The organism is Dyadobacter sp. CY312 (genome assembly GCF_021390535.1).
Classification (GTDB): domain Bacteria; phylum Bacteroidota; class Bacteroidia; order Cytophagales; family Spirosomataceae; genus Dyadobacter.
This window is the reverse complement of the sequence record NZ_JAJUXG010000015.1, coordinates 89,255-114,542: the sequence shown is the minus strand read 5'-3', so window position 1 is coordinate 114,542 and position 25,288 is coordinate 89,255. Positions and strand designations below refer to the sequence as shown.

Below are 25,288 nucleotides of genomic sequence, written 5' to 3'. Positions count from 1 at the left end.
AAATTTGTAGCTACTCTTTTAACAGGCAATTTCCTTTTTACTCATATTTCTAAAAGTTATTACTGTACAGTCACTTTCCCGCCACCGGAATAACTCCTGTATTCTCCCTGATACATGGCGTCTGCGGCGGCTGGACCCACGGTGAAAGTTCCTTTGGAAACAATCCTAACCTGATAGTAAAATGACTTTTCAATTTTTCCGGCAGTAGTGAAAAAATGGATGCGGTCGTCACGAATGTCGAGATAATCAGGTACAGCAGCTTGTTTGATCCATGGCATATCTCGTGGTTCGGTAATTCTTGGGTTTTCGATTTCAAACCCGGCGGGCAGAATGTCTGTTACCACTACATTTTCAACCGGCAGACCATTGGTGCTGACAAGCGATAATTTTACAACAACAAGGTCGTTCTGTTTCAATTGACTCACAGGTTTTCCATCTCTGGTCAGGAATAATCTTCTTACGCGCAATCCCTGATCTTCCGCCGTGAACGATCCCGTAGCCGACATCCCTTCACTTTGTGAAAACCAGTACAAATTCCCTTTGCCAGCTGTTGCAACGGCGAGTTTTTGGTTAGCAATTCCTTTGGACACTTTCCATTCCTTGCCGTTGAATGCCGCAATATTTTTCCCCGCAGACAATACGGTGGCTGTTACAGTTGAACCTGCACTTTGTTTGGCCACTTTTCCCAAAGCCAGTACAGCGAATGCAGCCTCCTGAGTGTTCAGATACGAAGCCGATTGTAGTGCTTTTGAAAGTTGTCTTGAAAGAGGCGTAATCTGCAAATTGTCCGGATCCGATTCCAGAAGTGTATTCAACACCAAAGCCATATTCCTCAGAGGAGATGAATAACTATCATCGAAAGTCTGGTTGTTATCTGCAAAAGAATATGCTTTTGGTAGCAAAGCAGCAAAATTACGTGTGTCCCCAGCCAACTGAAATGCACCGGCAAGTAGGTACTTGGAGTCGGTGGTGAGCAGTTGTTGGTTTTGCTTGTAATAATTCATTGCTGCTCGGTTGGGTTGTCCGGCAAGTGCAAGTACATAAAGAGAATAAATAGCCTCCCGTTTCGCAACCGTTTTCCGAACCTGCGAACCCGACGACGGTTCTCCGTTGTACGCAAGTCCGTTACCTGTACTTGCCACAACGACTTCCTTAGTTGCGGTTACACCTGTTTTTCCAGTCAGATATTCTGATGCTTTACTAAGTGTTTTGGTATTTACCTCAAACCCAGCTCTGCGCGCTTCTTCTAAAAAATGAACTGCATAAGCTGTTGTCCACCAGTCTTCTCTGGCGGCTCCGGGCCACATGGCCATGCCGCCGTTGAACAGTTGCTGCGATTCTATTTTTCGAATGGCTTGCTGCACATTGGTCATTGGGTTGAAATCGCTTTCTCCATTTTTTACGAGATATACCGGTGCCGCCATTGCTTTGGCAAGATCAGCGAAATAGAGCTGTGGAAAAGCTTTGGATACTGTTTGTTCCAAACAGCCAAAAGGATATCCCAACAGCGTTGAAAATGCTTTTCCTCCACCTTGTACGAGCGGCGATCTGCTAAATACCACTTCGCTTCTACTGGTGGATGGAATAAAACTATTGGTCAGGTTAATCATTCCCTGAGTTCCACCGGCTATGGTACCAGACTGGCTGGTATTCAGTAAAGGGGAAGCCGGGCGGACCATCAGCTCGGTTTCCTGCGAAAATGTTTCACCAAAGGCATTTACTTTTACAATCACTTTCCCAGTTCCAATAGCCTGAGCTGCTTTTATGGAAAAAATCGCCCTCGTTTCTTTTCCTGGTGCAATACTGATGTTTTGAACAGCGGAGGTGCCGGCCAATGGTCCGGTGAGTTGCAGGCTTACTGTTGCGTTGGCTGTTTTGCTTTCCGTATTACTAATGTTCACAGGCAGAACGAGATCGTCCCCCGGGCTCAGGAAGCGAGGCAAACCAGAACTAATCACAACCGGATCAGACACTTTTATGTTTTTTGATGATGAGCCAAAAGCATTGTCTTTATATGCAACTGCCATCACCCTAAGATCACCACTGAACTGGGGAATGTTAATATCAAATGTAACTTCTCCACTTCCATTGGCATTGAGCGCTCCACTCCAGAATGAAACCAGTTCGGTTCGTCCGTTACTCAGCGGGTTCACACGCCGTTCAAGATCATAGCCATCACCGCCGGAACTGGAATTGCCGGAGATGTTTAATTCTGGGAACAGCATGGCGTAAAGATCATGGCTGGTTACTTCCAGAGCACGTTTTTGGTAAAAATAACCGTGTATGTCGGGAGTTTTGGTATTTTTAATTTGCAAGATTCCTTCATCCACAATGGCTAGCGTAACCTGCGCATTGGGTTGGGTTTTGATTCGTATTTTCTGCGTCAGCTTCGACCTGGACTTTTCGATGGCAGTGATCGCAACCGGCAAAATACGCTTGGAATCCTGTACAAGTATCGGAGCAAAGCCATGTGCAACGGTAAGTGGCATATCCGATGCATCCAATGGGCGGATAAGCGTTGCAGTGACAAACACATTGGGAAGATGTGCTTCTTTCAAATTCAGTTTGAGCTCAGCAGCTTTTTTATCTGTGGTCAGCACATGCTGTTCCAGAATATTGTTGCGCTCAATTGTTACAAGTAACCGACCATCGAAAGGTGTTTTGAATAAAATTTTTGCACTTTCGCCAAGGTTGTATTTAGGTTTGTCAGTTTCTATCAAAACCCTGCCTTCATTGCTGACTTCAAAAGAAGAATACTGGGTGTAACCTGATCCATAAGCGTAAAAGTTGGTAGCTGTGTAATGCGCTGCACCCGGTCTCCGAACCCGGATTTCATATTCTCCTGAAACAACAGGAACATAACTGAAAGTGCCCTGACCTTTCGGCAAGCCCAATATATTGGAATAAACTACCTTTTCTTTTTTTCGGGAAGTGTAACGCAGTTGGTCATTTTGTTTTTCCACCACCGTCTGGTATTCCAAACGTACCACTTCCACTTTTGCAGAAGTTCCTCCCTGCAAATTGCCTTTATTGTTAAGACCGATCAGATCTACCGCTACCGGGGCATTTACTCCAAAATACGTAGCCGGAAGTCTCACGCCGTATAATACAGGCTGTGTGAAAACTTCAAATTGATGTAAACGATTTACGGGACGGCTGTTTTCGTCGAAGACTGTCACATAAATTTTACCTTCAAGTACACCAATGTCTTTTAGTCCGGCAGCGAGCGCGAAACGTTCCGAAGCCTGGCCTTGAGCATTGGTGACGCCCTGCCTTCTCTCTCTTTCAAAAGAAGTAACGGCAGGAATATCAAAGGTGTATTGCGGGAAATTCGGAGCGAAATAGCCTTTACGTTTTAACTGGGATTCCATTTCGTAGGTTCTGTCTGCCGCAGGTGGACCAAACAGGTTCGTGGCAGTTGCGGTTAGTGCAACAGTGCCGCCGGAAACGTAGGTTTTTACTGCACCACTCAGATCAACTTTAATCCGGTCAGGAATAAATTCTTCAACACTTACAGGATGGGATGCGAGTAAAATATCATTGGCATTGTACACTTCCAGGATATAGGTTCCTGTCATCACGGCAGCATCGAGTTCCATATCAGTTTGCACTGCTCCCTGTTCGTTTGTACTTTTTCGCCAGGTACGAAGCTCTTTTCCGTTTGGTGTGACGAGACGCAACTTCAAAGGTATTTCCTTCGCCGTTTTCCAATTGGCTGTTCGTAATACCGTATTGAAATGCATGGTTTCGCCGGGTCGGTAAATATCCCGCTGACCATATACAAAAGCCTGAAATCCGGAGAGATTATCACGGCGGCCATCCACTTCAAATCTGGAAGTTTCTACACGGGTATCGTCCAATAACAGATAATTGAAATCATCTTTATCGCCCGCAGTAATCATCGCAATTCGAAAACCAGGAGCTTTTTCTTTCAGTTTTTCGGCATGAGCAATTCCTTCTCCGTTGGTTTTTAGCGTATATACCGATTGGTTATTGGAGCTAACCAGTGTTATTTCCAGATTCGCAAGCGGTTCATTGGTTTTGATTGAATTCGCAAAAATCCAGATATCATCCTGCCCTTGTTTTGCGATGAGTCCAATATCCGAAATGGAAACAAGCTTCGTAGCACCCAGATACGCCTCATCTTTGGAACTCACCGAAACCAGGTAGATGCCTTTTCTCTGATTGTCGTCAGGCAATGCTATATTGAGAGCTGAAATTCCTTTATTCACCGGAAGATTTTCCGTATCTACCGTTTTATCTACAATGATATCACTAAAATTACCTTCCGAATCATCGCTGTATTGAAAACCGCCACTTGGTGTCCATACGTCGCCTACGTAAGCATAATCTTCCCATCTGTTGTTTCTTATGTAGGCAAGAATATTGTTCGAATATAGTTTTGAAATCCGAACCTGAACTTTTGGCACATTCACAATTTGCACGCCCATATTCCGGGAGCCTTTTGGAGTCATGTACAATGCCTTTTTATTGGCAAATGATATACCGGCAGGCATTTTGCCAAAAAAGAGATCTTTGGAGGTTTCTTCTTCAAGATTTGGACCTAAAATTCCTTTTAAAGTTTTGTTGATCAGAAGTGCGTAGGTTTCCGTTTCATTAAAATCTCCACGAACAATGAATCCATTTTCGGTCGCTTCCGTTTTTGTTATCAATGCAGGATTTATCCCAAATCCTTTTTCAATACTTTCCTGGTTGAGTTCCTGAGTGGTGATAATTCGTGCGAATGCGCTATTATTTTCAAACCCAGTTTTAATGTCCGTTACTTCCAGATGAAGCGGAGATGGCAGGCTTGTAGAGGACGAAATGTCTTCTTTTGTAATGTATTCAAAGTTTTGGGCTTTAAGTCCTTTGGTCAAATTTACTGTAACAGGCGATGCGTTGTTGTCCGCCTTGCCGGGATTGGTAAGGGCGATGGTAATAGATTTTTCACTGGCCGACGGAAGTATTTTGAAATCAACAGCATTGCTTGAAAGTGTGATTTTTAATCTTTCTGCTACATTTTGAGCATTTACAGGATAATTGAAAATTAGTTTCAAACGTGCTTCCTGTCTGCCGCTTTCCTTCGACAAAGCCCACCAGCTTTCGGTTTCAATCAGATTGAGGTACGGAGTATGGAACTCCACCAAATCTCCGGTAATACCGTACTTTTTATCTTTTGGAGTTGTTTTTACAAGTTGCGGAGTAAGTTTTGCCTTGTATGCAGTTGCCGGGGCAAATCCTGCGAGAGGGGAGAAAACCACTTCGTTGGGAGCAGTCCATTTGAACTTTCCCTTTACTGCCGGTTCAAACTGAACATATTGTGTAGAATCCCAGCTATTGAGCTGACTTTCTGAAACCAGATCTTTGTTAAATGTAAAAACCAGATTCTGCGACTGACTGATTTCGCCGGTAAAATTGGTGCCCGAAATCTTGACCTCATTCAGTGACGAACAACTATTGAGCAGAAGAGAAATAATGAAGAAACAGAGTACACGGAACGCAGAAATTTTCATATCCGAAGGAGATTTTCAATTATACGTCGAATGTAATCTTTTATTATTTCCGAAGGTGGAATATGAGGGATTTAATAGGTAATGCTATGACGGGAATGTTGAGGCTAAATTGGTCCTGTGCTTTGAACATAACAAATTTCAATACCTGTAAATGATCGGTCAGTGGTTTGTCTTTTGCAGCAAGGCCTTTTCACAAAATACCTGTGCTTCACTGTAAACTCTTCCCACGATTCCATTTGGCGAAATTGACGGATGATTTTATTAGAGGCTTTGAGAATCAATCAATTGTAGTCCTTCTATTCCTTTGAAATGGTCGTCGTTGGATATAAGTATTAAATTATGAACAATCGCCGTAGCTGCAATGATTGCATCGGGTGTTTTGATCTTTCTATTTCTCCGGATTTTCACACAGCTTTTAACAATTGCAGGTGTCAGAGGGAACACATTAGCATCACTAATAAATTCTCTAATCAATGCCTCTTTACTCTTGTCGGGATTTACCCAGGAAAGGGCTTCGATCTCAGTAATAACGGATACGTTGGGAGTTTGATCAAGGATCTGTGCTATAAAAAGCATCCCATTTTCAGATAATAGTTCCGAAAAGTAATGTGAGATCACATTGTTATCAATCAGGTATTGTCCCATTCCTGACGCATCATTTTGGTATGATTATCAAAATTTTGGGCGTCTTCTTTTGAGAATACGCCTCTATACTTGTCCGATAATTTTGGTTTGGAGTCGATATTTTCTTTTAAAACCTTAATCAAGTTTAACTCTTCTAGCTCATGCAAAAGCCGAACAGCTTTTTGGTTAGTGAGTTGTATAAGCATCGTATCCATGATATAATTCAATTAAATGATGCAATTAAAATCTTGAAGGAAGGGAGATCAAGACTCTCACTTCATGCAAGATAACTAATTCTTAGTAAAAGCAAGTTCGTGAACATAGGCACTCTCTCATCAAAAATCCAACATCACCTCCTCAACCGGCTTCACGCCTTCATAAAAGGATAGTAATCTTAATAATATAGCTTCTACAACAGCATCGGGGCAGGAAGCTCCGCAGGTTAGCATAATGCGTACCGGACTGTTTTCAGGAAGGTAATTTTCTGTAACAACTTCTTCTTTGGTATGCAGGTTAAAATGGCGTATGAGCTGTTTGTCGAGAATTTTATTAACAGATTCAATGAAGTAAGTCGGAAATTTTCCTTCACATAATTCCACCAGATGGGAGGTATTCGAGCTGTTGTATCCTCCGGCAACCACCACGATATCTGCTTCATGAGTAAGCAAAGCATAAGTGGCGTCCTGATTGTCATTTGTTGCGTAACAAAGTGTATCACGGGTATTGGCAAAATGCTCTTCAACCTGTTCCGGGCGCAGACTGTAATGTTTGATCATCACACTTTTGAGGTAATCTGCAATTCCCTGTGTGTCCGATGCCAACATGGTGGTTTGGTTCACTACACCAATGCGTTTTAAATCCTTTTCCGGATTGAAACCGTCAGAAAACTGGCCTTCAAATTCTTTGAAAAACGAGTCTGATATTGCTTCGCCGGTAATATATTTAGCCAAACTTTGCGCTTGTTCTATATTTTCAACGACAACGGTCGGTGCGTTTTCTTTGCTATGTGAGAATGTTGCCCTGGTTTCTTCATGATATGGTTTCCCGTGAACTACAATTGTGTAATTTTTTTCACCGATTTGAGCCGCCCGATTCCAAACTTTTTCAACAAACGGGCAGGTAGTATCGTATACGTAAGAATCAATTCCAAGTTCTGCCAGTTTACTCTGGTTTTCCACTGTAGTTCCAAAAGCAGGCACAATTACAATATCTGCAGGTGTGAGTTCTTCCCAGGCAATGAGTTGCTTTCCCTTCGTATCCATCAGAAATTTAACGCCGCGGTCTGTCAGGTCATGGTTCACATCCGGATTGTGGATCATTTCACTAAGTAGAAAAATACGCTTATCAGGATTTTCAGAAATAGCCCTGTATGCAATATCAATGGCATTTTCCACACCATAACAAAATCCGAAATGACGTGCGATCAGAAACTGAACAGGTCCGAAATCCAAAACCGTAGGGCTGAAATCGCGTTTCAGTTTGTCCTTTTTTCTTCTGGCTTCTTTTATCGGGGTTATGATCCGGCTTCTGTAAAAGTCCGGGATATTGAATGTTTTCATGATGCGTGGCTATCGGTCGCCAGCTTTCAGCTAGCGTAAATCTTGGTTGTAAATACTGCGTTCAAAGATACGCATGTCCTTTATGAACAACAATATGACTTTGTGCATTGTTCGTGCAGCACTTTTTTATGAAATATTTTTAATAACATGCAACATCTTTGTCCTGACTCATGTCTTTGATTCAGAACGTTCAAAAACTAAACCTTCTGCTTGAAAACAAATTTGTACATCGACCGGCATGTCGAACTGGTAGAACGCTGTAAACTCGGGGAGCGAAAGGCTCAATACGAGCTTTACAAGAGTTACTCGAAAGCCATGTTCAACATTTGCATGCGGATCATTAACCACATGGGTGAGGCAGAGGACGCTTTGCAGGAAGCCTTTGTGGATGCATTTTCCAATTTGCATCAGTTTCGGCAGCAGTCAACTTTTGGAGCCTGGCTAAAACAAATTGTTGTAAACAAAGCGATTAATCAGGTAAGGAGCAGGAAGGTAAAGTGGGTTGAGATTGACGAGTGGCAGGAGAATGAATCGGATGAACATGCAGAGGGAATCTCGGCTTGGAATGAAGATGATACCTCTTTCGAAGTGGAGCGGATACGTAACGCTGTACTGAAATTGCCGGATGGTTATCGTGTTGTGCTGAGCCTTTATTTGTTTGAAGGCTACGACCATGAAGAAATAGGTGAAGTATTAGGGATCAGTGAGTCGACTTCGCGTACACAGTATATGAGAGGGAAGAGAAAGCTGATCGAAATGATGGAAAGGTAAACCGGAGAATGAAGTACAATGTTGCAGGACTTTGCGTTTGAAACTTTTTAAACCATGAAAATTTGAGGCAAAACATTTACACTTTACCAGTAAGTTACAAATGAAAAAGAATTCTGATAAAAAAGATCGTCTGGAGAGGTTTGTGCGGGATAACAAAGACGGATTTGACAGCTTCTTGCCACAGGACAATTTGTGGGCGCTCATCGAAAGTAAAATTCCAGGTGAAGCAACACCTGCGGAACTTCCCAAAAACAATAAAACCTTAAAGCTCTGGAATGGTAATGCCCTTTTCAATTGGCGCATTGCAGCAGGTATATTTCTAGCGTTGGGTATTGGTTTTGCGGTATATCTCAACCAGCAATATGGCGTAACCCGGGATCCGGGCGTTGCCTTGAAAGTGCCGGGATATGCAAAGGAATTTAATGCCTATAATGTGGCTATTAATGAGAAGAGGGATGAGATAATCAAACTCACCCGAAACAATCCGGAGCTTTACAAAGACTTTTCGGCAGATTTGAAAAGTCTGGAAAGCAGTTATGGAAACCTGCGATCCAACCTGTCGGATGCTCCCAATCAGGAGGCTTTACTGCAAGCCATGGTTCAGAACCTGCAATGGCAGGTAGATCTTCTCAATCAGCAGATAAAAATTTTACAACGTATTAATCAAGTCAAAAATGGCTACGATAAAGAAAATAGTAATTCACCTGTTATATAGTCTGGTTGCTATGCTGCCTTATGCAGTGTATGCAACCGATCCGGACCCTGCCGGGCTTATAGAGAAGCGCAGAAATATTGTGAAAGTATTTGATGTAAAAGACCAGGATATGCTTTTGGTGGACAACCAGTTTGGTCAGGTGAAAATTAATCTGTGGGCAAAAAAGGAGATTAAAGTGGAGATCGTTATTACTGCTAATGCTCCGTCAGATAGCCGTGCAGCCCAGTATTTAGGTGCTGTAAATATTGAAGAAAATCGGGAAAAGAATAAGATCAATCTGGTAACGGTGATAGACAGAGGGCAATTTGGTTCTAACAGCTGGACCAACCGAAGAGGAGAAAAGAACTTTATCCAGATTGATTATACCGTTTACATGCCCAAGGAAAATGCTTTGGTTGTGAAGAATAAGTTCGGCAACACGGACATTCCCTCATTCCTGGCTCCGTTGATTGTCGATTGTCGTAACGGTACTTTTTCAGCGACCTCATTATCGGGAACCAATAACACGATTGGTGTCCGCTACGGAAATGCCCGTATTGGGAAAATGGATGAAGGTAAATTGGAAAGTCATTATTCGAATGTACGGCTCGACCACGTAACCAAGTTACTTCTTAACAATAAGTTTGGGGAGCTTAGTATTGGTGATGTAAAGGATCTGGAAGCTGATATTGATTATTCTGGTGTGAAAATTGGTACCATACGTGGACTTACCAATATCAAACTGAATTATTCAGGCAATTTCAAGATTGACGAATTGACCAAGTCAGCCGAAAATGTAAATATAAAAGCCGCTTATTCTTCCGTAACCCTTCCAGCTGAGGCGAATCGGTTTAACGTGACTGTTACTTATGGAGATTTTAGTTATCCGTCTGATAATGTAAACTTTACACAACAGCCTGCGAAAGAAGATCGCCACCACAAAGTGAGACAATATCAGGGGAAAATAGGATCCGGGTCTGGTACCAAAATCACAGTAATTTCAACCTATGGAGATGTGAAGCTGAAAGACTGACATTGCCAGTCTGATCTTAAATAAAATTACTATTGGCCGGACTTTGCTTTAATCTTCAATCAATATAAAGTACTTAAAATCAAGAGGTTCGAATACGTCGAATAGCTTATTTATAAAGGAAGAGTCGTCTATATAAAAGCTTAGCAAATTGTCATAACGTTCCTGGGCGGTTCCGTTCGGGAACAATTTGTTTTGCAGGTTCAATAGCTGATCAATCTCGGATTCATGATTTCTTTCTTCTGCTCTGCGAATGCGTTTTTCCAGATTTTTCAGTGATTTAACCAATCTTGCCTGTTCAGCTTTCACAGCTCCTTCCATGGTCTTGTCAACGGCAAGGGCCTTGTCCAGAATTCCGTCAAAGACATTCGTGAAAGCCAACTTTTGCTCTTCCAGAGACAACACATTTACTGTGTTTCTCTCAACAAAAGTTCTTCTCAGCGCAACCTGATCAAGGAAAAGCTCGTCGTGACTAACATTAAGTTTTTGAAGCTTGTTGTTTTGAGAAGCTTTAATATACATCCCGAAGTTACGGGGAATAAGCATCGGGAACGGAACCTGATGGTGGTCGAAAACGCCTTTAAGCTGCAACCAATAGGGAACTTCTGACGGTCCTCCGATATAGGCAAGATTGGGCAGGATTATTTCCTCATACAATGGCCGCAATACAACATTGGGGCTGAAATATTCAGGATGCTCTTCTGCCTGTTGTAATATTTCCTGCTGCGTAAAAGTCAGATCCGTGTTTAACACCTTAAATACGTCTCCCTCCCGCGTGATGCGCTCTCTCAGGTTATCCTGTAAATAAAAAAGATTAATTTCTCTTGCGTGAAGTGGGGTGTGATATCCCAGAGAGGATAGCTTGGATGTTGTCTCTGCAACAATTTTTTCAGCGACCGGGTCTGTTAGTTCCTGCCGGATTACAGGGAGAAAGTGACGTTTTAAATCAGTATTGTCGGCATCAATACAAATAAGGCCTTCCTGACCGAATAATTCATGCATATAACATCGAACGGCATCCGCTAGGGTATTGTTTTCGAGATATGCCTTTGCAAATAGCAATGGTTTAACCGGCAAAAGTTTAAGGATGCTTTCAAGTTCCTTTGGGTCCAAACGACCAACTGCACCCGAATGTTCACCTTCCCATTTATAAGTTTGTCCGAACAGATGAAGTGAGGCTATTTCCTGAAAATCGTGGTCTTCCGTTGCCATCCAATAAACCGGTACAAAGTTACAGGACGGATAGGCCTGTTTCAATTCCCTGGCCAACTTAATGGTGGTAACAATTTTATATATAATGTAAAGCGGTCCTGTGAAAATATTGAGCTGGTGACCAGTTGTTACTGTAAAAGTATTGGCATCCAGCAAGGAGGTAAAATCGGGTTTATGGGCGCTGCCTTTGTACTGCTTTTCAAGCACATCCACCAAAGTGCGGCGTTTAGCAGGATCAAACGCTGCTCTTTCGGAAATTACCTTCTCAGCATTTTCAATTGTAGGGTAAGTACTATAAAATTCTTTAATAGAATCTTTCTGGTCAAGGTAGTCGAGCAATAATACCGGAAACTGCCCTGTATTACGCAGATCCACTTTTTTAAGAGTCATGAAAGGTGGTTTTTCAGTAGTCAGTAGAGAATCCAACGTGGTTGTTTTTTGAGTATAAATGAAACCCTGCAAATATCGTTAAAGTTCGGGATTGGTCAATAACTTAACGAAGAAGCAGGGGCTTCATTATGTATAACTAAAAAGCCGGAACTGATGCAGCCCCGGCTTTCCTTATAACGTTTTGGTTTTTAGTTGCGCCGGTGTTACCCGGAATATTTTTATATTTTAAAATGTGTAATCGTTTTTAGCAATGAGCTTGTCGGCTATTCTGCGGCGGGCGTCTTTAAGATTGACAGGTTCTATCTTGGTAAATCTTTTCAGACCCATAAGCATCACACGAAGTTCGTCTCCCTCTGCAAAACTGGTAATCGCCGATCTGCCGGCATTGTTCGTTTTTTCTACTGCCCGGTTCAGATACACCGTTGCTATATCTTTGTACAATCCATTTGCTGCTTCTCCGGTAAGCCCTATTCGTTTTTCCACGCGTAACAATACCGACTCAGCCGCATATGTTTCTATAACCATGTCGGCCAGGTTCATGATAATCTCCTGTTCGTCCGAAAGTTTGGTCATGAATTTCTGAACCGCAGCTCCCGCAACCATCAAAACAGCCTTTTTAAGATTTTTCAGAACCTTCTTTTCTGCTGCAAAAATGGTATCATCCTCATCTGCACTAAAATCCGGGATCGACATAATTTCCTTTCCTACTGCCATTGCAGGAGTCATCAAGTCCAGTTGGCCCTTCATGGTTCGTTTCAGAAGCATATCCACCACCAGCAGCCGGTTTATCTCGTTGGTACCTTCGAAAATACGATTAATCCGACTGTCACGATAAGCGCGATCCATTGGTGCGTCTGCCGAGAAACCCATTCCGCCATAAATCTGCACACCTTCATCCACAACATAGTCAAGTACTTCGGAGCCGTGTACCTTCATAATGGCGCATTCAATGGCAAGCTCTTCCAGTGCTTTGAGTTTTGCTTCTGCTTCCGGCATTCCCTTTTCAAGAAGGGAAGCGGTAATGTCGTCGATACTTTGACCAACGCGATAAGCCGCAGCTTCGGTTGTAAACATACCGACTGCCATTTCAGCAAGCTTGTGCTTTATAGCTCCAAAAGTTGAAATGGACACACCGAACTGCTTGCGCTCATTGGCATAATTGATAGCCTGTTGTGCAACCTTTTTAGATCCACCCAAAGCCGCCGCAGCCAGTTTGATTCGGCCAATATTCAGGATATTCACAGCTATTTTGAAACCGTTGCCTCGGTCAGAAAGCATATTTTCGACTGGAACGAGGCAATCATTGAAAAATATCTGTCTTGTATCCGAGCCCTTAATACCCATCTTATGCTCCGGCTCATTCATGGTTATACCGGTAATGGTTTTATCCAGAATGAATGCGGTCAGGTTTTTATCAGTTTGTCCGTTTTCTTCTATTTTGGCAAAAACAATGAACACATCTGCGAATCCACCGTTGGTAATCCACATTTTTTGCCCGTTGATGTTGTAGTGTTTACCATCTGAGGTCAGTATGGCTTTGGTTTTTCCGGAGTTTGCATCGGATCCAGAATCCGGCTCTGTAAGGCAGTATGCCGCCTTCCATTCTCCGGAAGCGAGCTTCGGAAGATATTTCTGTTTTTGCTCTTCATTCCCATAATACAGGATTGGTAATGTACCAATACCCGTGTGTGCGGAAAGAGCTACTGAAAATGAATTTCCCGCACCAGTTGCTTCGGCAACCAGCATAGAGGTGTTAAAATCCATCCCAAATCCACCATATTGCTCCGGTACCACCGTTCCTAACAAACCGAGTTCACCTGCCTTGTCCATAAGAGAAGCGATCAATTCCGGACTTTTAGCCTGGTCAATCTCATCTAACCGTGGCCATATCTCTGTCTTCAAAAAATCCCGACACGTGTCGGCGATCATTTTTTGCTCCTCACTAAACTCTTCAGGAATAAAAATTTGTGATGCAGATGTTTCCTTTATCAGGAATTCACCTCCTTTAATCGACGTTTTTTTATCTTCTGCAACGGCCATGGTTAAGGGAAATTTGGTTATTGATATAAGATAATTGGTATGCATGCATACCAATTATAGTGTCACAAATATATCAAAATAAATTGTTATGCAAGCATACGGTTTGCCTAAATTTTTTCAAACCGTATGCCTGGGATGGAGAGATTATTTTTTGAATATTTTGAATTGTTTCAAAAGCTGCCCGTTACTTTCGAGATGAATAAAGTAAATACCTGATGCGAGCTGCATGGAGCGAAGGTCAATGTTAACCAGGTGGTCATCAATATTGGTATAACCCAAAGGGATTTCACTTTTCTTGCCGAGCGAATTGATAACGTAGTATCTGATATCAGCCTCTGGCAGCTCGTCAGGCAGTTTTATATTGATTACAGATTCAACAGGATTTGGGTAAAAGTTCCATGCTTCTATGCCCCTTGTAATATTGAGTGAGTCACCGTACGAGATACCAAACTGCATTGTGTTGGAGATGATGGAGGCATCCTTATTCGTTGCTGTTACCGTGAGTGTATACCTTCCCACAAATGGCGTAAAGCCTCCTTCGCTCTCGAAAAGTGCGTATGGGAATCTCATGGTTTTGGAGCTAATGTTTACAGGACCTTTAAGGCTGAATACCACCTGGTCATAATCGAAATTTCCATACGCGAAAATGTTCAGCAAAGGCGGCATGTCTTTCAGGTCAAGAACATCATCATGTTGTAATGGCCGGATAATCTGCTGGTTTACAGCACTACCTCCTTTCACAAGTTCAAAACGCAGACGGGGGATTTCGACTCGTATAATAAAAGGCACTTCCGCATAGGCCCCGAAATTATCGTATGCTCTTACGATCAGCCTGTGCTCGCCTTCTTCGGGAGGCGTACCCGAAATAACATTAAGTGCCACATCCAGCCAAGACGGGCGATTCTGAATGGTGATTGATGATATATAGCCATCGCTATCGGTGAAAATATCATTTGGAATGGCGTATGTAAAGGGCGTATTAACAGATGCATATTTGATAGGGAAGGAACCTATCGCGTAAGGAGGATTATTCAGGAACTGCGGCTCTACCACTTTAAGTGTGAAATAGGTTTCCACAAACGCGTTCAAATCATCGTACGCTTTCAGCGAAATTCGGTATTCCCCTAGCACGGTAGGAGTTCCCGTGAATGCTCCGTTAGCGAATTTGAGCCATGAAGGCATTTCAATTACCTCTACCTTAGTCACTTCGCCATCCGTATCTATGAAGGCATCTTTTGGAATTGTAAGCGAAAACGCCTTGTCAATTGCAATGGTCTGGTTGGAAAAATTGGTGTTTACAACAGGTGGCTTATTTGCATTTTCTCTGGTATCCACTCGTATGGTGAAATAAGCCTCGGAACTAGCGCCTTCATCATCAAAACCTTTTACTAAAATACGATGGTCGCCCAGAACGGTCGGTCTGCCTTTCAGTTGTCCTCCTTCATATCTTAGCCAGGAAGGCAAGAGCGATACATCCATCCGAACAATAGTACCATCCACGTCGGAAAAGGTGTCTGTTGGCAATCTGTAAGTGAAGTCTCTGTTTACAGCAATAATCTGCATTGGGATAGGCCTGAAAACGTAAGGCGCATAGTTGGATGCATCGTCCCAGTATTTAGGAGAAAATAAATCTTCGTCGACCCGAATGCGCACAGGTTTGGGGTTCGATGGGTCTGCATATGCTTTTTTAGCCCAGTCACTGTAAATGACATTACCCGCTCCTGATTTTTCCACAGCGGCGGATAACTTATAGCTCACCTCATCTTTGTAAACAATCGGGGTTATGGGCTGATTGAGCCAGGTAGCAGATGCCTGTTGTAAAAAAGGAGCGGCTTTCTGCATGGAAGCAACTGTCGATATTACTACAGCTACCATATTAGCACCGTGGGCAAAATTCTCATTGAGCTGTTTGAGATGAGTTGCGTTATCAACACTCGCATTTACAAACAATTCGTTTGCTGTGATGAAATGTGCCGGAGCGTCACTTTTGAGGATATCCACAGACCAGCGGTGATCGTGCGTTAACAAATCATCGTTTACCTTAATTCCGTCCGCTTTTTCGCTGAGACTTTTATATCCCAATGTGCCCCGTATTGCCGACATGCCGTCGAAAACGGATCCGTAATCAGCCACAAACTTAATTCCCGGATCGACAGATTTGATTGTTCCAATCATTTGATTTACAAATTGTTTCATCACATTGTGGCGGTAGATATACATATCTTTACCAGCACGCTGTCTGAAAGACTGAAAAGGCTCCCATCTATTACCCGGAAGAGGAACCTCGTCAAAGGATTTGTAGTGTGTTCCCCATAAGAAATTTAACCTTTCAATTTTTTTGTAATTGGGTTTCAGCCATTCCTTAAACCCCTTCCTCATAGATGACGAATAATCGTAAACGGTAATTTCTTCTTTGTCATTGATAATAATACCTCCGGGATATTCTCCTTCCTGTGTCGGGGTATTGGTTACAGTAACAAAAAGTAATTTTTTTTCGGTTTGAAGGTGTTTGTATCGTGTTGCTGCTTCTTTTACAAAAGCGATTGCTTTATTGGTAATTGGCTGATTGTCGAATCCAAAAAAGGTATCTCTGTACCCGCCGGATAAAGGCAGGTCAAAGTTGCTGATCTGGCTGTCAGAAATTTCCCAAAAATTCTTAATTCTCGTAGTGTGTCGCGCCAGATGAACCCGAAGCGCGACTTTCATACCCAGGCTCGTGGCCAAATTGATCTGCTCGTCAAACCTTGCCCAGCTTGGGGTTTCGGTAGGGGAGTTGAGATATATTTTATCCCAGGGAAGGGTGAGGTATACGGCGTTGAGACCGTTCTGTTTGGCTTGCCTTATGATGTCAAGCTCCGGACCTTTTTCAACAGTCAGGTTCATACAAAGTACTGCCAGATACCGCTGAGGATCGACTTCATTTGCGGAAGGCGTATTTTGTGAATAAGAAGCCAGACTTTTTAGTACAAAAAAGAGGGCTAAAATTATTTTTTGGTACTGAAAAGTGTCTTTTATAAGTAGAAACATAAGCTCGTGTTGGCTTTACAAGGTGTCCATAATTTTAATCCAGTCGGCGTAGCCATTTGCTATGTTGAAAACGCCTGCACGTTCCTTACTGATCTCCGCATTTGTAGAAATCTCCTTATTCATAATCAGATGCATAGCGTTAACCATTTGTTTAACGCTGATTTCTTCTGTTACAATACCCATGCCTTCCTGAATGAACTCAGAAGCTCCGCCCGAAGGAAATGAGATGATCGGTTTTCCAAGGAAGGCAGCTTCTATCATGACAAGCGGGAAAGGATCCTGTCGGGATGTTAACAGAAAGCCATCTCCGAGATTAATATAATTGTAGTAATCTTCTTTTTGTTTTCCGGTAAAATAAACCCTTGTTTGCGACTTGGAATTCCGGCATTTCTGCTCGGTGTAATAGACCATTCCATCATCGATTTTGTTGCCGACCCACACCAGATGAACACGCGGATCGTTAAGCTGATTGGCGATTTCTGGTAAAAGATCAAAGCCTTTTCGCTCTGAGGTCATGCCGGATAATATCCAGATGTGATCCTCCTGAGGTATACCCAGGGATTTCCTAAGCTCGGCAGTACGCGGGTTATCGGTTTTGATTTTTGTAGAATCGATGAAAGAATACAAGAGCTTTACATTATTTCCGCCCGCATCGCTTATCGCATCACAAGTTACCTGTGAACACCCGATTAGCAAATCTGACTTTGTGATGATGCTCTTCATATCTGTACTGCTTAGATAAGCGTAGGTGAGTGGTAACTCATGAAAGTGAGTAATCACCTTTACATTGAATTCCTTTGCAATCAGATAAACCTCCGGGAGCATTGTTGTATTAATGTACCAGATATCTGCTTTAAATTCTTTCCCAATCTTTCGAATATATTCCAGTGTTGGATTGAAACCCATGCGAAACTGGACCTTCTGAAAAAGGTTGTATTTTTTCGGAGCCACAAATGTGGGTATATCGGCAGGAAACTCTTTTAGCAATTCCCCATTATCGAAACTAACCAAACCTGCGTCAAAACGTGCTCTGTCTATATTTTGAAGTATATAAAGCAACATCATCTCAGATCCTGTTCGCGTGGCAAACGGTGTAAAAAACAGAATGCGCTGTTTTGGTTTTGTCATGGTAAAAAAGCTGATGATGTTATCCTTTTGAGGAGGTTAAGAGGTCTATGTTTTCGGACGGTTTAATCTTATACAGCTCTTTTTGCGCTAGTAAAGTTTTCCAGAAGTACTTCAACAAAACGACCGTTTTTCTAAAAAATACATGTTGGGTGCCCAGCTCTGAAAATGGATTTCCCGAGTTTTTTATATTTAATACAATCTTCCAGATGTACACGACAGGAATCATTAGTAAGTAATGAAAAATGAGTATTAAATAGGGCAGCACACCATACTGTTTTCTGATCCACAGCAAATTAGAAACCTGCATTTGGGTACTGAATCTGTTGATCCATGAAATGTTGGTCCGTCTGAAAGGGTTTTTGTTTTCCAGATGTATGTAGGTGCAATCTTCAAAAATACAGAGCTTGCCCAGTAATCCCAGTCTCCACGACCATTCCACATCTTCGCCATACATAAAAAAGTCTTCGCTGAATCCTCCGGTACGTTCAAAGCCTTCCCTGCGGGTAAAAATGAACGCTCCAACGAGCCAATCATACTGGTCAGGATCTTGATGGCTGGGTTCAGGATATAATTTATGCATGATTTTATCAGAAGTATTTCCCGGAGGCAGGATGTAGAAAGTACGCCTGAAATCATTAAAACTTTGATAGAATGGCATTTTGGTGCCGTCTTCGTAATGCTGAAACGCACCGCACGCCATGATGTCGGTTCTTGAATTCATTCGATCGAAACAGCGTCCGATCACGTTGTCTGTCAGAAGTGTATCAGCATTTAAGAGTAAAAAATATTTTCCAGAAGAAATCTCCATTCCCCTGTTATTTGCTCTTCCAAATCCGGCATTGTACTCCATGTCAATCCATTTCACTGCCGGGTGCGTATTCCTGATCACATTACCTCCTCCGTTTTCCGGGTCATTGTCTACGATTATAATTTCAAAACTGACATTTTGTGTGTATTTGTAAATAGAATTTATGCAATTAAGAATAAGGTCCGGACACCGAAAGTTTATGATGATAATGGATACATCCATATATAGTTTTCAAAGTTTGTACGGCAAAAATAAAGAAACTCCCCGGAAGACTGTTACATCTGCCGGGGAGAGCTTCAAAATACTGTAATATGTAACTTTAACTTAATTAAGTCTTTCGTATATGCCCGCTACTCCTTGTCCGCCTCCTACACAAGCAGTTACCATGCCATATTTTTGATTTCTTCTTTTCATCTCATTAAAAAGCTGTACCGATAAACGGGCTCCTGTTGATCCTAACGCATGCCCTAACGCAATTGCGCCTCCATTTGGATTCACTATTTCAGGATTGATGTCCAATTCCTGAATTACAGCGAGTGCTTGTGCTGCAAAGGCTTCGTTCAGCTCTATCTGTTCAATATCCGACAATTTAAGTCCGGCTTGTTTTAGTGCGATCGGGATAGCTGCAACTGGTCCAATGCCCATAACACGCGGATCTACTCCGGCGGTGGCATAGGATAACATTCTCGCAATGGGTGTGAGTCCCAAATCATTCACCATTTTTTCCGACATTACCATCACAAACGCTGCACCGTCGGATGTTTGGGATGAGTTTCCCGCAGTTACTGATCCACCTGCGGCAAACACAGGTTTTAGTTTCATTAGTGCTTCAAAAGTCGTGTCTGCACGTGGTCCCTCGTCCTGAGTTATAGTCGTTTCTTTTGTCTTTTTCTTCCCGGTAGCCTGATCAAAATAAGTTTCCTTAACCGTGATAGGCACAATACCATCTGCGAAAATATTCTCCTTTTGGGCATTGAGTGCCTTCTGGTGAGAAAGGAATGCGAACTCATCTTGTTTTTCGCGGCTTATTTTGAAGTCCTTGGCAACCTGCTCAGCAGTAAGTCCCATACTGAGATAATAGTCAGGATTTGTATGGGCAATTTCATAGTTAAGAGCGGTTTTCCATCCCATGGTTGGTACCATAGACATGGATTCAGTGCCTCCTGCGATAATACAGTCGGCCATTCCGGCGTGAATTTTAGCTGCTGCCATAGCAATAGCTTCAACTCCTGAACCACAATAGCGGTTAATGGTTATGCCAGATACATTTTTAGGAAGTGCTAGTAATGCTACATAACGTCCCATTTGCATACCCTGTTCTGCTTCGGGAACCGCATTGCCGACTATAACATCGTCTACACGTGCAGGGTCAAGATTGGGTATTTTGTCAAGAAGGTATTTAATTACTTCTGCTCCAAGATCGTCCGGTCTTGTAAAGCGGAATCCTCCTCTTGATGCTTTTCCAACGGCACTCCGGTACCCGGCAACAATGTATGCGTTCATATCTAAGGTTGGTTTTAGTTCAAATTTTTGCCAGTGATGCAAAATAGTATGCCTGCATACTATTTGTAAAATTAGCAATTAAAAATAAAACAACAAACCACCGGAATTTGTTTTCCGATGGTTTGTAAATACCAGTAAGTTCTGAGTTTTAATATTGATTTTCTAGGAAAGAATAGGTTGCCTTGCTGTTACTGTGATACAGAATGGCCTTGTTCAAGAGCTTTCTGTCCCGTATTTGCAGGCATCACAGCCCATAGAATGATGTATATAAGTACAATTGGGAATGGTTTAGGAATGAAAATTGCCAAAACCAGAAGTACCCGTACGATTGTTACATCGATCTGTAGATAGTCGGCTAAACCGGATGCTACACCACCTATTACTTTGCTGTTTGTATTGCGGAATAATCTATTGTTGTTCATGGCTATGTTCGTTTTGTTTGTTATTGTTGATTCAAAGGTACTATGTAATGCATGGTAGTTTGATCTGAAATGTTATGAGTGGTTTGTAGGTTTGAGAAATGGTTCTTTTTAGGGAAGAAATACCGAGAGTAATCGGCATTTGAGAGCAGTTCCTGCTGCTAAATTATTTTGTAACCACTGGAAAGCATTGATTCAATACTCCAATATGTCGCTCAGTTTTACGGAGAAGTCGATCAGGACATCGCTTCCCGTAAGTATATCGTTAAATGAGCAGGTTGTAACAGGGAAGTCAGACTGATAAATGTAAGTGAGTTGCTCCTCAGGAGAAACCAACCATGCAAGTCTGACGCCATTGTCAATCCACTTTTGCATTTTAGCCTTCAACTCATTGATGTTGTCTGTTTCAGATTTTAGCTCAATGACAAAATCCGGAGCCAAACGGGGAAACGATTTCTTTTCTGCCATGGAAAGTTCTTTCCAGCGATCAATGGCGATCCAGGCTACGTCCGGTACACGCATCGAAGAATCGGCAAGAAAGAAGGCGCCATTTGAATCCAAAACTTTGCCAGTTTTCTGACGACGGTTCCAGATGATGAGCTCTCCATTAAGTTCGCTGTTGTTGGAGCTGCTTAGTGCAAAAGTGGGTGTCATGTTGATGAAGAGTTGTCCATTTTCGTCCCTTTCCACATACAGATCCGGATTGGCTACACAAAACTCCATCAGCTCATTGTCGGTAAAAGATTCGATTGCAGGAAGATTTAATGGGATGATCATGCCAAAATGCTTTGTTCAACTCAAATATAACGAATTATGGATTATTCAAAATGCATAAAACTATTCATTTTGAATAAAGAACTATTTAAAACGAACAGTTTACCAAGGTGATATTAGAACAGGGTTACAACCGCTCTCATGGCTAACTGTCAATATTAGACTTTCCTTAGGATTATTCTGAATCTTGCTAATAACTATTTGTAAAGAATTACTTTTGCAGTTGAAAATAGTAGCTTTGCTGACAATCTGGCACATAAGATAAGCCGGGTGTAATATTTTTCAGAGATAAGGAACGATAAAAAATATAGATAAAAGATCATGTTTAAAATATTTTCGAAGCTATTCGGTACCAAAGCGGAACGGGATTTAAAGGAATTGACCCCTTATGTTGGGATGGTCAATGCAGAATATGCTTTGCTGGCTTCTCTTACGAATGACCAGCTTCGTGCTGAATCGGAAGCGCTTAAAACCCGCATAGCTTCTGAGCTGAAATCCATAGATGAACAAATTGCTTCTCTGCGCACGCAAGCCGCAGATGAGCCTAACGTAGACAGTAAAGAGGCTATTTTTAAGAAAATAGATGAATTGGAGCTGGATCGTAATAAAGAACTGGAACGCGTGCTTTTGGAAATATTACCAAAAGCATTTGCCATTGTAAAGGATACTGCGCGCCGTTTTAAAGACAATGACCGCATTGAAGTTACAGCATCATATTTCGATAGAGAAGTTGCTTCAAAAAAATCACATGTTTCTATCGAGGGTGAAAAAGCCTTTTGGAATACAACCTGGGATGTAATCGGGCAGCCGATCAAGTGGGCTATGCTTCATTATGATGTACAGCTGATCGGTGGTGTGGTGTTGCATCAGGGGAAAATTTCTGAAATGGCCACTGGTGAAGGTAAAACGTTGGTAGCTACTTTGCCAGCATTTCTAAATGCGCTGGCTGGTCGGGGTGTGCACATCGTTACTGTGAACGACTACCTTGCTAAACGTGATGCGGAATGGAATGCTCCGTTGTTTGAATTCCATGGAATGAGTGTTGATTGTATTGATCGTCATCAGCCTAATACCGTTGCCCGCCGTAATGCTTATAAGGCAGATCTTACGTACGGAACCAATAACGAATTCGGTTTTGATTACCTGCGTGACAACATGTCACGTACCCCGGAGGAGCTGGTACAGCGCAAGCACCATTACGCAATGGTCGATGAGGTTGACTCCGTTTTGATTGATGACGCGCGTACGCCATTGATTATCAGTGGACCTGTTCCTCGCGGAGATGAGCAGGAATATCTGGAATTGAAACCACGGGTGTCACGTATCGTAGAAGCTCAGAAGAAACTGGCAATGGATCTTCTGAACGAAGCAAAGAAAAAAATCGCTGCCGGTGATAAAAAAGAAGGAGCGTTGTCTCTTTTCCGTGCGCACCGCGGTATGCCAAAATACAAACCTTTGATTAAGTATCTGAGTGAGTCAGGAATCCGGCAGTTGATGCAGGAGTCCGAATCGATTCACCTTGCAGAAAATCAAAAATTGATGCCTGTTGCTGATGCACCTCTTTATTTCACAATAGATGAGCGTCACAATAGTATTGAACTTACAGAAAAAGGAATTGACTTCCTGACAGGCGAGTCGGTTGAAACCAATTTCTTTATTCTTCCAGATATTGCTGTTGATCTTGATGTAATCGAGAAAGATCAGTCCTTAAACGAACAGGAACGTATTCTTCAGAAAGAAGCACTGATTCGTGATTACTCTGTAAAAACAGCTCGTATTCATACAGTTAACCAACTTTTGAAAGCATATACACTTTTTGAAAAAGACGTGGAATATGTGATCATGGATGGAAAAGTTAAAATTGTGGATGAGCAAACGGGTCGTATTATGGATGGCCGTCGTTACTCTGATGGTTTGCACCAGGCGATTGAAGCAAAAGAAAGTGTTCGTGTAGAAGATGCAACGCAGACTTATGCTACCGTTACCCTTCAGAACTATTTCAGAATGTACCACAAGCTGGCCGGTATGACTGGTACAGCCGAAACAGAAGCGGGTGAATTCTGGGAAATCTATAAATTGGATGTCGTTTCTGTTCCTACCAATGTTGGAATTACACGTAAAGATCAGGAAGACAAAGTTTACCGTTCGGTTCGTGAAAAATACAATGCGGTAACGGATGAGATTGTTGAACTGGTAGAAGCAGGCCGTCCCGTTCTGGTTGGTACGACTTCGGTAGAAAATTCAGAGATTATCAGCCGGATGCTTACCCTTCGTAAGATTCCACATCAGGTTTTAAATGCAAAACAACACCAGAAAGAAGCGGAGGTAGTTGCAGAAGCCGGTAAGCCGGGAACTGTTACGATCGCAACCAACATGGCTGGTCGTGGTACGGATATTAAACTTACCGCTGATTCGAAAGCAGCGGGTGGTTTGGCTATTATCGGTACAGAACGCCATGAAAGTCGCCGTGTTGACCGTCAGTTAAGAGGTCGTTCCGGTCGTCAAGGTGATCCGGGTTCTTCGCAATTCTTTGTTTCTCTTGAAGATAACCTGATGCGTTTGTTCGGTTCTGACCGTATGGCGAAGGTGATGGACCGCATGGGACTGGAAGAAGGTGAAGTGATTCAGAGTGGAATGATTACCAAATCAATCGAACGCGCTCAGAAAAAGGTAGAAGAAAACAACTTTGGTATGCGTAAGCGTCTGTTGGAATATGACGATGTCATGAACTATCAGCGTGATGCCATCTATACGCGCCGTCGCAATGCTCTGTTTGGAGATCGTTTGGCTGTGGATATTGCCAATACATTATATGATGTTTGTGAGGAAATTTCGGCAACAGCAGGAACTTATGCTGAGCTGGAACTTGCTGCTATCACCACACTGGGTATGGAACTTCCATTCTCAGAAAGTGAATACGGATCTATGAAGCCGGCTGAGCGTTCACAGAAACTGTATGACGCTGCTGAGACTCAGTATCAGGATAAAAACAATGCGATCGGTCAAAAAGCGTTGCCCGTACTGCAATCAATTCACGCTGAACGTGGAGCTACAATTACTGAAATAATGATACCGTTCAGCGATGGTCTTCGCCAGACGGGTGTTGTTGTTGGTCTTAAAAAGGCCATTGACAACGATGGTCGTGAGATCACGCATGAGATGGAGAAGGCTATTGTGCTTTCGCTTATTGACCAGGAATGGAAAGAGCATTTGCGCGAAATGGATGACTTGAAACAGTCGGTACAAAATGCCGTATTTGAGCAAAAGGATCCTTTATTGATATATAAATTTGAGTCAGTTGAGTTGTTCAAGCGTTTCCTGAGTAAGGTGAACTTTGATATGATCTCGTTCCTGATGAAAGCGGATATTCCACAGGAAGACGCAGCTCCTGCTGCCGCTGCTGTTCCTCAACAGGTACGCCGCCCTGCGGCTCCTGCTCCCGAACTTCATACCAATCGTGAGGAGGATTTCGAATCTGAGCTCGACGGCCCTGGTGAATACGGTCGTCAAATGGAGTCATCTACGAAAACACAACCAGTTCGTACCATCAAAATTGCAGATAGAAATCAGAAGGTTTCAGTTCAGTACCGCGACGGACGAATTTTAAGAGACGTGAAATATAAAAAGGTTGAACTTGAAGTTAAAAACGGCGACTGCGTTGTAATTGAATAGTTTAGTCTTAAAATAATACGTTTTTTTAAGAAGCCCTGCCTTTCAAAATGTGACTGGCGGGGCTCTTTTATAAAGACAAAATCAGGATTTATACGATATTTGTATTTTACGGGACAAGACATTA

Annotated in this window: 16 protein-coding genes; 4 read left to right on the top strand and 12 right to left on the bottom strand. The window is 42.5% G+C overall.

Translation table 11 applies throughout. The features are described from left to right. Positions 1-59: 59 nt before the first annotated feature. The 4 genes from LZG71_RS21565 to LZG71_RS21550 all read right to left on the bottom strand — a co-directional run bounded on the left by LZG71_RS21565 (position 60) and on the right by LZG71_RS21550 (position 7,696). Entirely contained in the window at positions 60-5,513 is a 5,454-nt protein-coding gene (locus LZG71_RS21565) for an alpha-2-macroglobulin (protein WP_233823923.1), read from the bottom strand. A gap of 261 nt (positions 5,514-5,774) precedes the next feature. Then, on the bottom strand, positions 5,775-6,158 hold the full coding sequence (locus LZG71_RS21560; RefSeq protein WP_233823922.1) for a type II toxin-antitoxin system VapC family toxin: 384 nt from the start codon (positions 6,156-6,158) through the stop codon (positions 5,775-5,777). Next, positions 6,143-6,352 (bottom strand): hypothetical protein, encoded by a 210-nt coding sequence (locus tag LZG71_RS21555; RefSeq protein WP_233823921.1) that lies wholly within the window; start codon positions 6,350-6,352, stop codon positions 6,143-6,145. Before LZG71_RS21555 ends, LZG71_RS21560 begins: the two co-directional genes overlap by 16 nt. Positions 6,353-6,472: 120 nt before the next feature. After that, positions 6,473-7,696, bottom strand: coding sequence for a 4-hydroxy-3-methylbut-2-enyl diphosphate reductase (locus tag LZG71_RS21550; RefSeq protein ID WP_233823920.1), 1,224 nt, complete (start codon positions 7,694-7,696; stop codon positions 6,473-6,475). Positions 7,697-7,906: 210 nt separating this feature from the next. Here LZG71_RS21550 and LZG71_RS21545 point away from each other — a divergent pair, with 210 nt between their 5' ends. The 3 genes from LZG71_RS21545 (at position 7,907) to LZG71_RS21535 (ending at position 10,194) form a co-directional block, all read left to right on the top strand. Further along, positions 7,907-8,467: an RNA polymerase sigma factor gene (locus LZG71_RS21545; RefSeq protein ID WP_233823918.1), complete on the top strand. Its 561-nt coding sequence runs from the start codon at positions 7,907-7,909 to the stop codon at positions 8,465-8,467. 100 nt (positions 8,468-8,567) lie between these two features. Beyond that, a complete protein-coding gene (locus LZG71_RS21540; protein WP_233823916.1) occupies positions 8,568-9,182 on the top strand; it encodes a hypothetical protein in 615 nt (204 codons plus the stop codon). Further along, on the top strand, positions 9,142-10,194 hold the full coding sequence (locus LZG71_RS21535; RefSeq protein ID WP_233823914.1) for a hypothetical protein: 1,053 nt from the start codon (positions 9,142-9,144) through the stop codon (positions 10,192-10,194). The genes LZG71_RS21540 and LZG71_RS21535 overlap by 41 nt, the downstream gene beginning before the upstream one ends. A gap of 48 nt (positions 10,195-10,242) precedes the next feature. Here the strand turns inward: LZG71_RS21535 and bshC are convergent, their stop codons facing one another. The 8 genes from bshC to LZG71_RS21495 form a co-directional block, all read right to left on the bottom strand. Next, on the bottom strand, positions 10,243-11,793 hold the full coding sequence (gene bshC / locus LZG71_RS21530; RefSeq protein WP_233823912.1) for a bacillithiol biosynthesis cysteine-adding enzyme BshC: 1,551 nt from the start codon (positions 11,791-11,793) through the stop codon (positions 10,243-10,245). Positions 11,794-12,018: 225 nt separating this feature from the next. Then, positions 12,019-13,833, bottom strand: coding sequence for an acyl-CoA dehydrogenase family protein (locus LZG71_RS21525; RefSeq protein ID WP_233823910.1), 1,815 nt, complete (start codon positions 13,831-13,833; stop codon positions 12,019-12,021). A 144-nt stretch (positions 13,834-13,977) separates the two neighbouring features. After that, positions 13,978-16,860: a putative Ig domain-containing protein gene (locus LZG71_RS21520; protein ID WP_233823908.1), complete on the bottom strand. Its 2,883-nt coding sequence runs from the start codon at positions 16,858-16,860 to the stop codon at positions 13,978-13,980. Positions 16,861-16,875: 15 nt separating this feature from the next. Then, complete coding sequence (locus LZG71_RS21515) at positions 16,876-17,988, bottom strand: glycosyltransferase (RefSeq protein ID WP_233823906.1); 1,113 nt, start codon at positions 17,986-17,988, stop codon at positions 16,876-16,878. Positions 17,989-18,007: 19 nt separating this feature from the next. Continuing rightward, entirely contained in the window at positions 18,008-19,018 is a 1,011-nt protein-coding gene (locus tag LZG71_RS21510; protein ID WP_233823904.1) for a glycosyltransferase family 2 protein, read from the bottom strand. A 102-nt stretch (positions 19,019-19,120) separates the two neighbouring features. Beyond that, positions 19,121-20,299, bottom strand: a complete 1,179-nt coding sequence (locus LZG71_RS21505; RefSeq protein WP_233823902.1) for an acetyl-CoA C-acyltransferase — start codon at positions 20,297-20,299, stop codon at positions 19,121-19,123. 188 nt (positions 20,300-20,487) lie between these two features. Then, complete coding sequence (locus LZG71_RS21500; RefSeq protein ID WP_233823901.1) at positions 20,488-20,721, bottom strand: PspC domain-containing protein; 234 nt, start codon at positions 20,719-20,721, stop codon at positions 20,488-20,490. 192 nt (positions 20,722-20,913) lie between these two features. Then, positions 20,914-21,495, bottom strand: coding sequence for a Uma2 family endonuclease (locus LZG71_RS21495; RefSeq protein ID WP_233823899.1), 582 nt, complete (start codon positions 21,493-21,495; stop codon positions 20,914-20,916). A 318-nt stretch (positions 21,496-21,813) separates the two neighbouring features. Between LZG71_RS21495 and secA the strand changes: the two genes are divergently transcribed. After that, on the top strand, positions 21,814-25,164 hold the full coding sequence (secA, locus tag LZG71_RS21490; protein ID WP_233823896.1) for a preprotein translocase subunit SecA: 3,351 nt from the start codon (positions 21,814-21,816) through the stop codon (positions 25,162-25,164). Positions 25,165-25,288 lie beyond the last annotated feature (124 nt).

Coding starts and splice junctions, on each gene's coding strand:
- LZG71_RS21565 (WP_233823923.1), bottom strand. CDS start 5,513: ATGAAAATTTCTGCGTTCCGTGTACTCTGTTTCTTCATTATTTCTCTT.
- LZG71_RS21560 (WP_233823922.1), bottom strand. CDS start 6,158: ATGGGACAATACCTGATTGATAACAATGTGATCTCACATTACTTTTCG.
- LZG71_RS21555 (WP_233823921.1), bottom strand. CDS start 6,352: ATGGATACGATGCTTATACAACTCACTAACCAAAAAGCTGTTCGGCTT.
- LZG71_RS21550 (WP_233823920.1), bottom strand. CDS start 7,696: ATGAAAACATTCAATATCCCGGACTTTTACAGAAGCCGGATCATAACC.
- LZG71_RS21540 (WP_233823916.1), top strand. CDS start 8,568: ATGAAAAAGAATTCTGATAAAAAAGATCGTCTGGAGAGGTTTGTGCGG.
- LZG71_RS21535 (WP_233823914.1), top strand. CDS start 9,142: ATGGCTACGATAAAGAAAATAGTAATTCACCTGTTATATAGTCTGGTT.
- bshC (WP_233823912.1), bottom strand. CDS start 11,793: ATGACTCTTAAAAAAGTGGATCTGCGTAATACAGGGCAGTTTCCGGTA.
- LZG71_RS21525 (WP_233823910.1), bottom strand. CDS start 13,833: ATGGCCGTTGCAGAAGATAAAAAAACGTCGATTAAAGGAGGTGAATTC.
- LZG71_RS21520 (WP_233823908.1), bottom strand. CDS start 16,860: ATGTTTCTACTTATAAAAGACACTTTTCAGTACCAAAAAATAATTTTA.
- LZG71_RS21515 (WP_233823906.1), bottom strand. CDS start 17,988: ATGACAAAACCAAAACAGCGCATTCTGTTTTTTACACCGTTTGCCACG.
- LZG71_RS21510 (WP_233823904.1), bottom strand. CDS start 19,018: ATGGATGTATCCATTATCATCATAAACTTTCGGTGTCCGGACCTTATT.
- LZG71_RS21505 (WP_233823902.1), bottom strand. CDS start 20,299: ATGAACGCATACATTGTTGCCGGGTACCGGAGTGCCGTTGGAAAAGCA.
- LZG71_RS21500 (WP_233823901.1), bottom strand. CDS start 20,721: ATGAACAACAATAGATTATTCCGCAATACAAACAGCAAAGTAATAGGT.
- LZG71_RS21495 (WP_233823899.1), bottom strand. CDS start 21,495: ATGATCATCCCATTAAATCTTCCTGCAATCGAATCTTTTACCGACAAT.
- secA (WP_233823896.1), top strand. CDS start 21,814: ATGTTTAAAATATTTTCGAAGCTATTCGGTACCAAAGCGGAACGGGAT.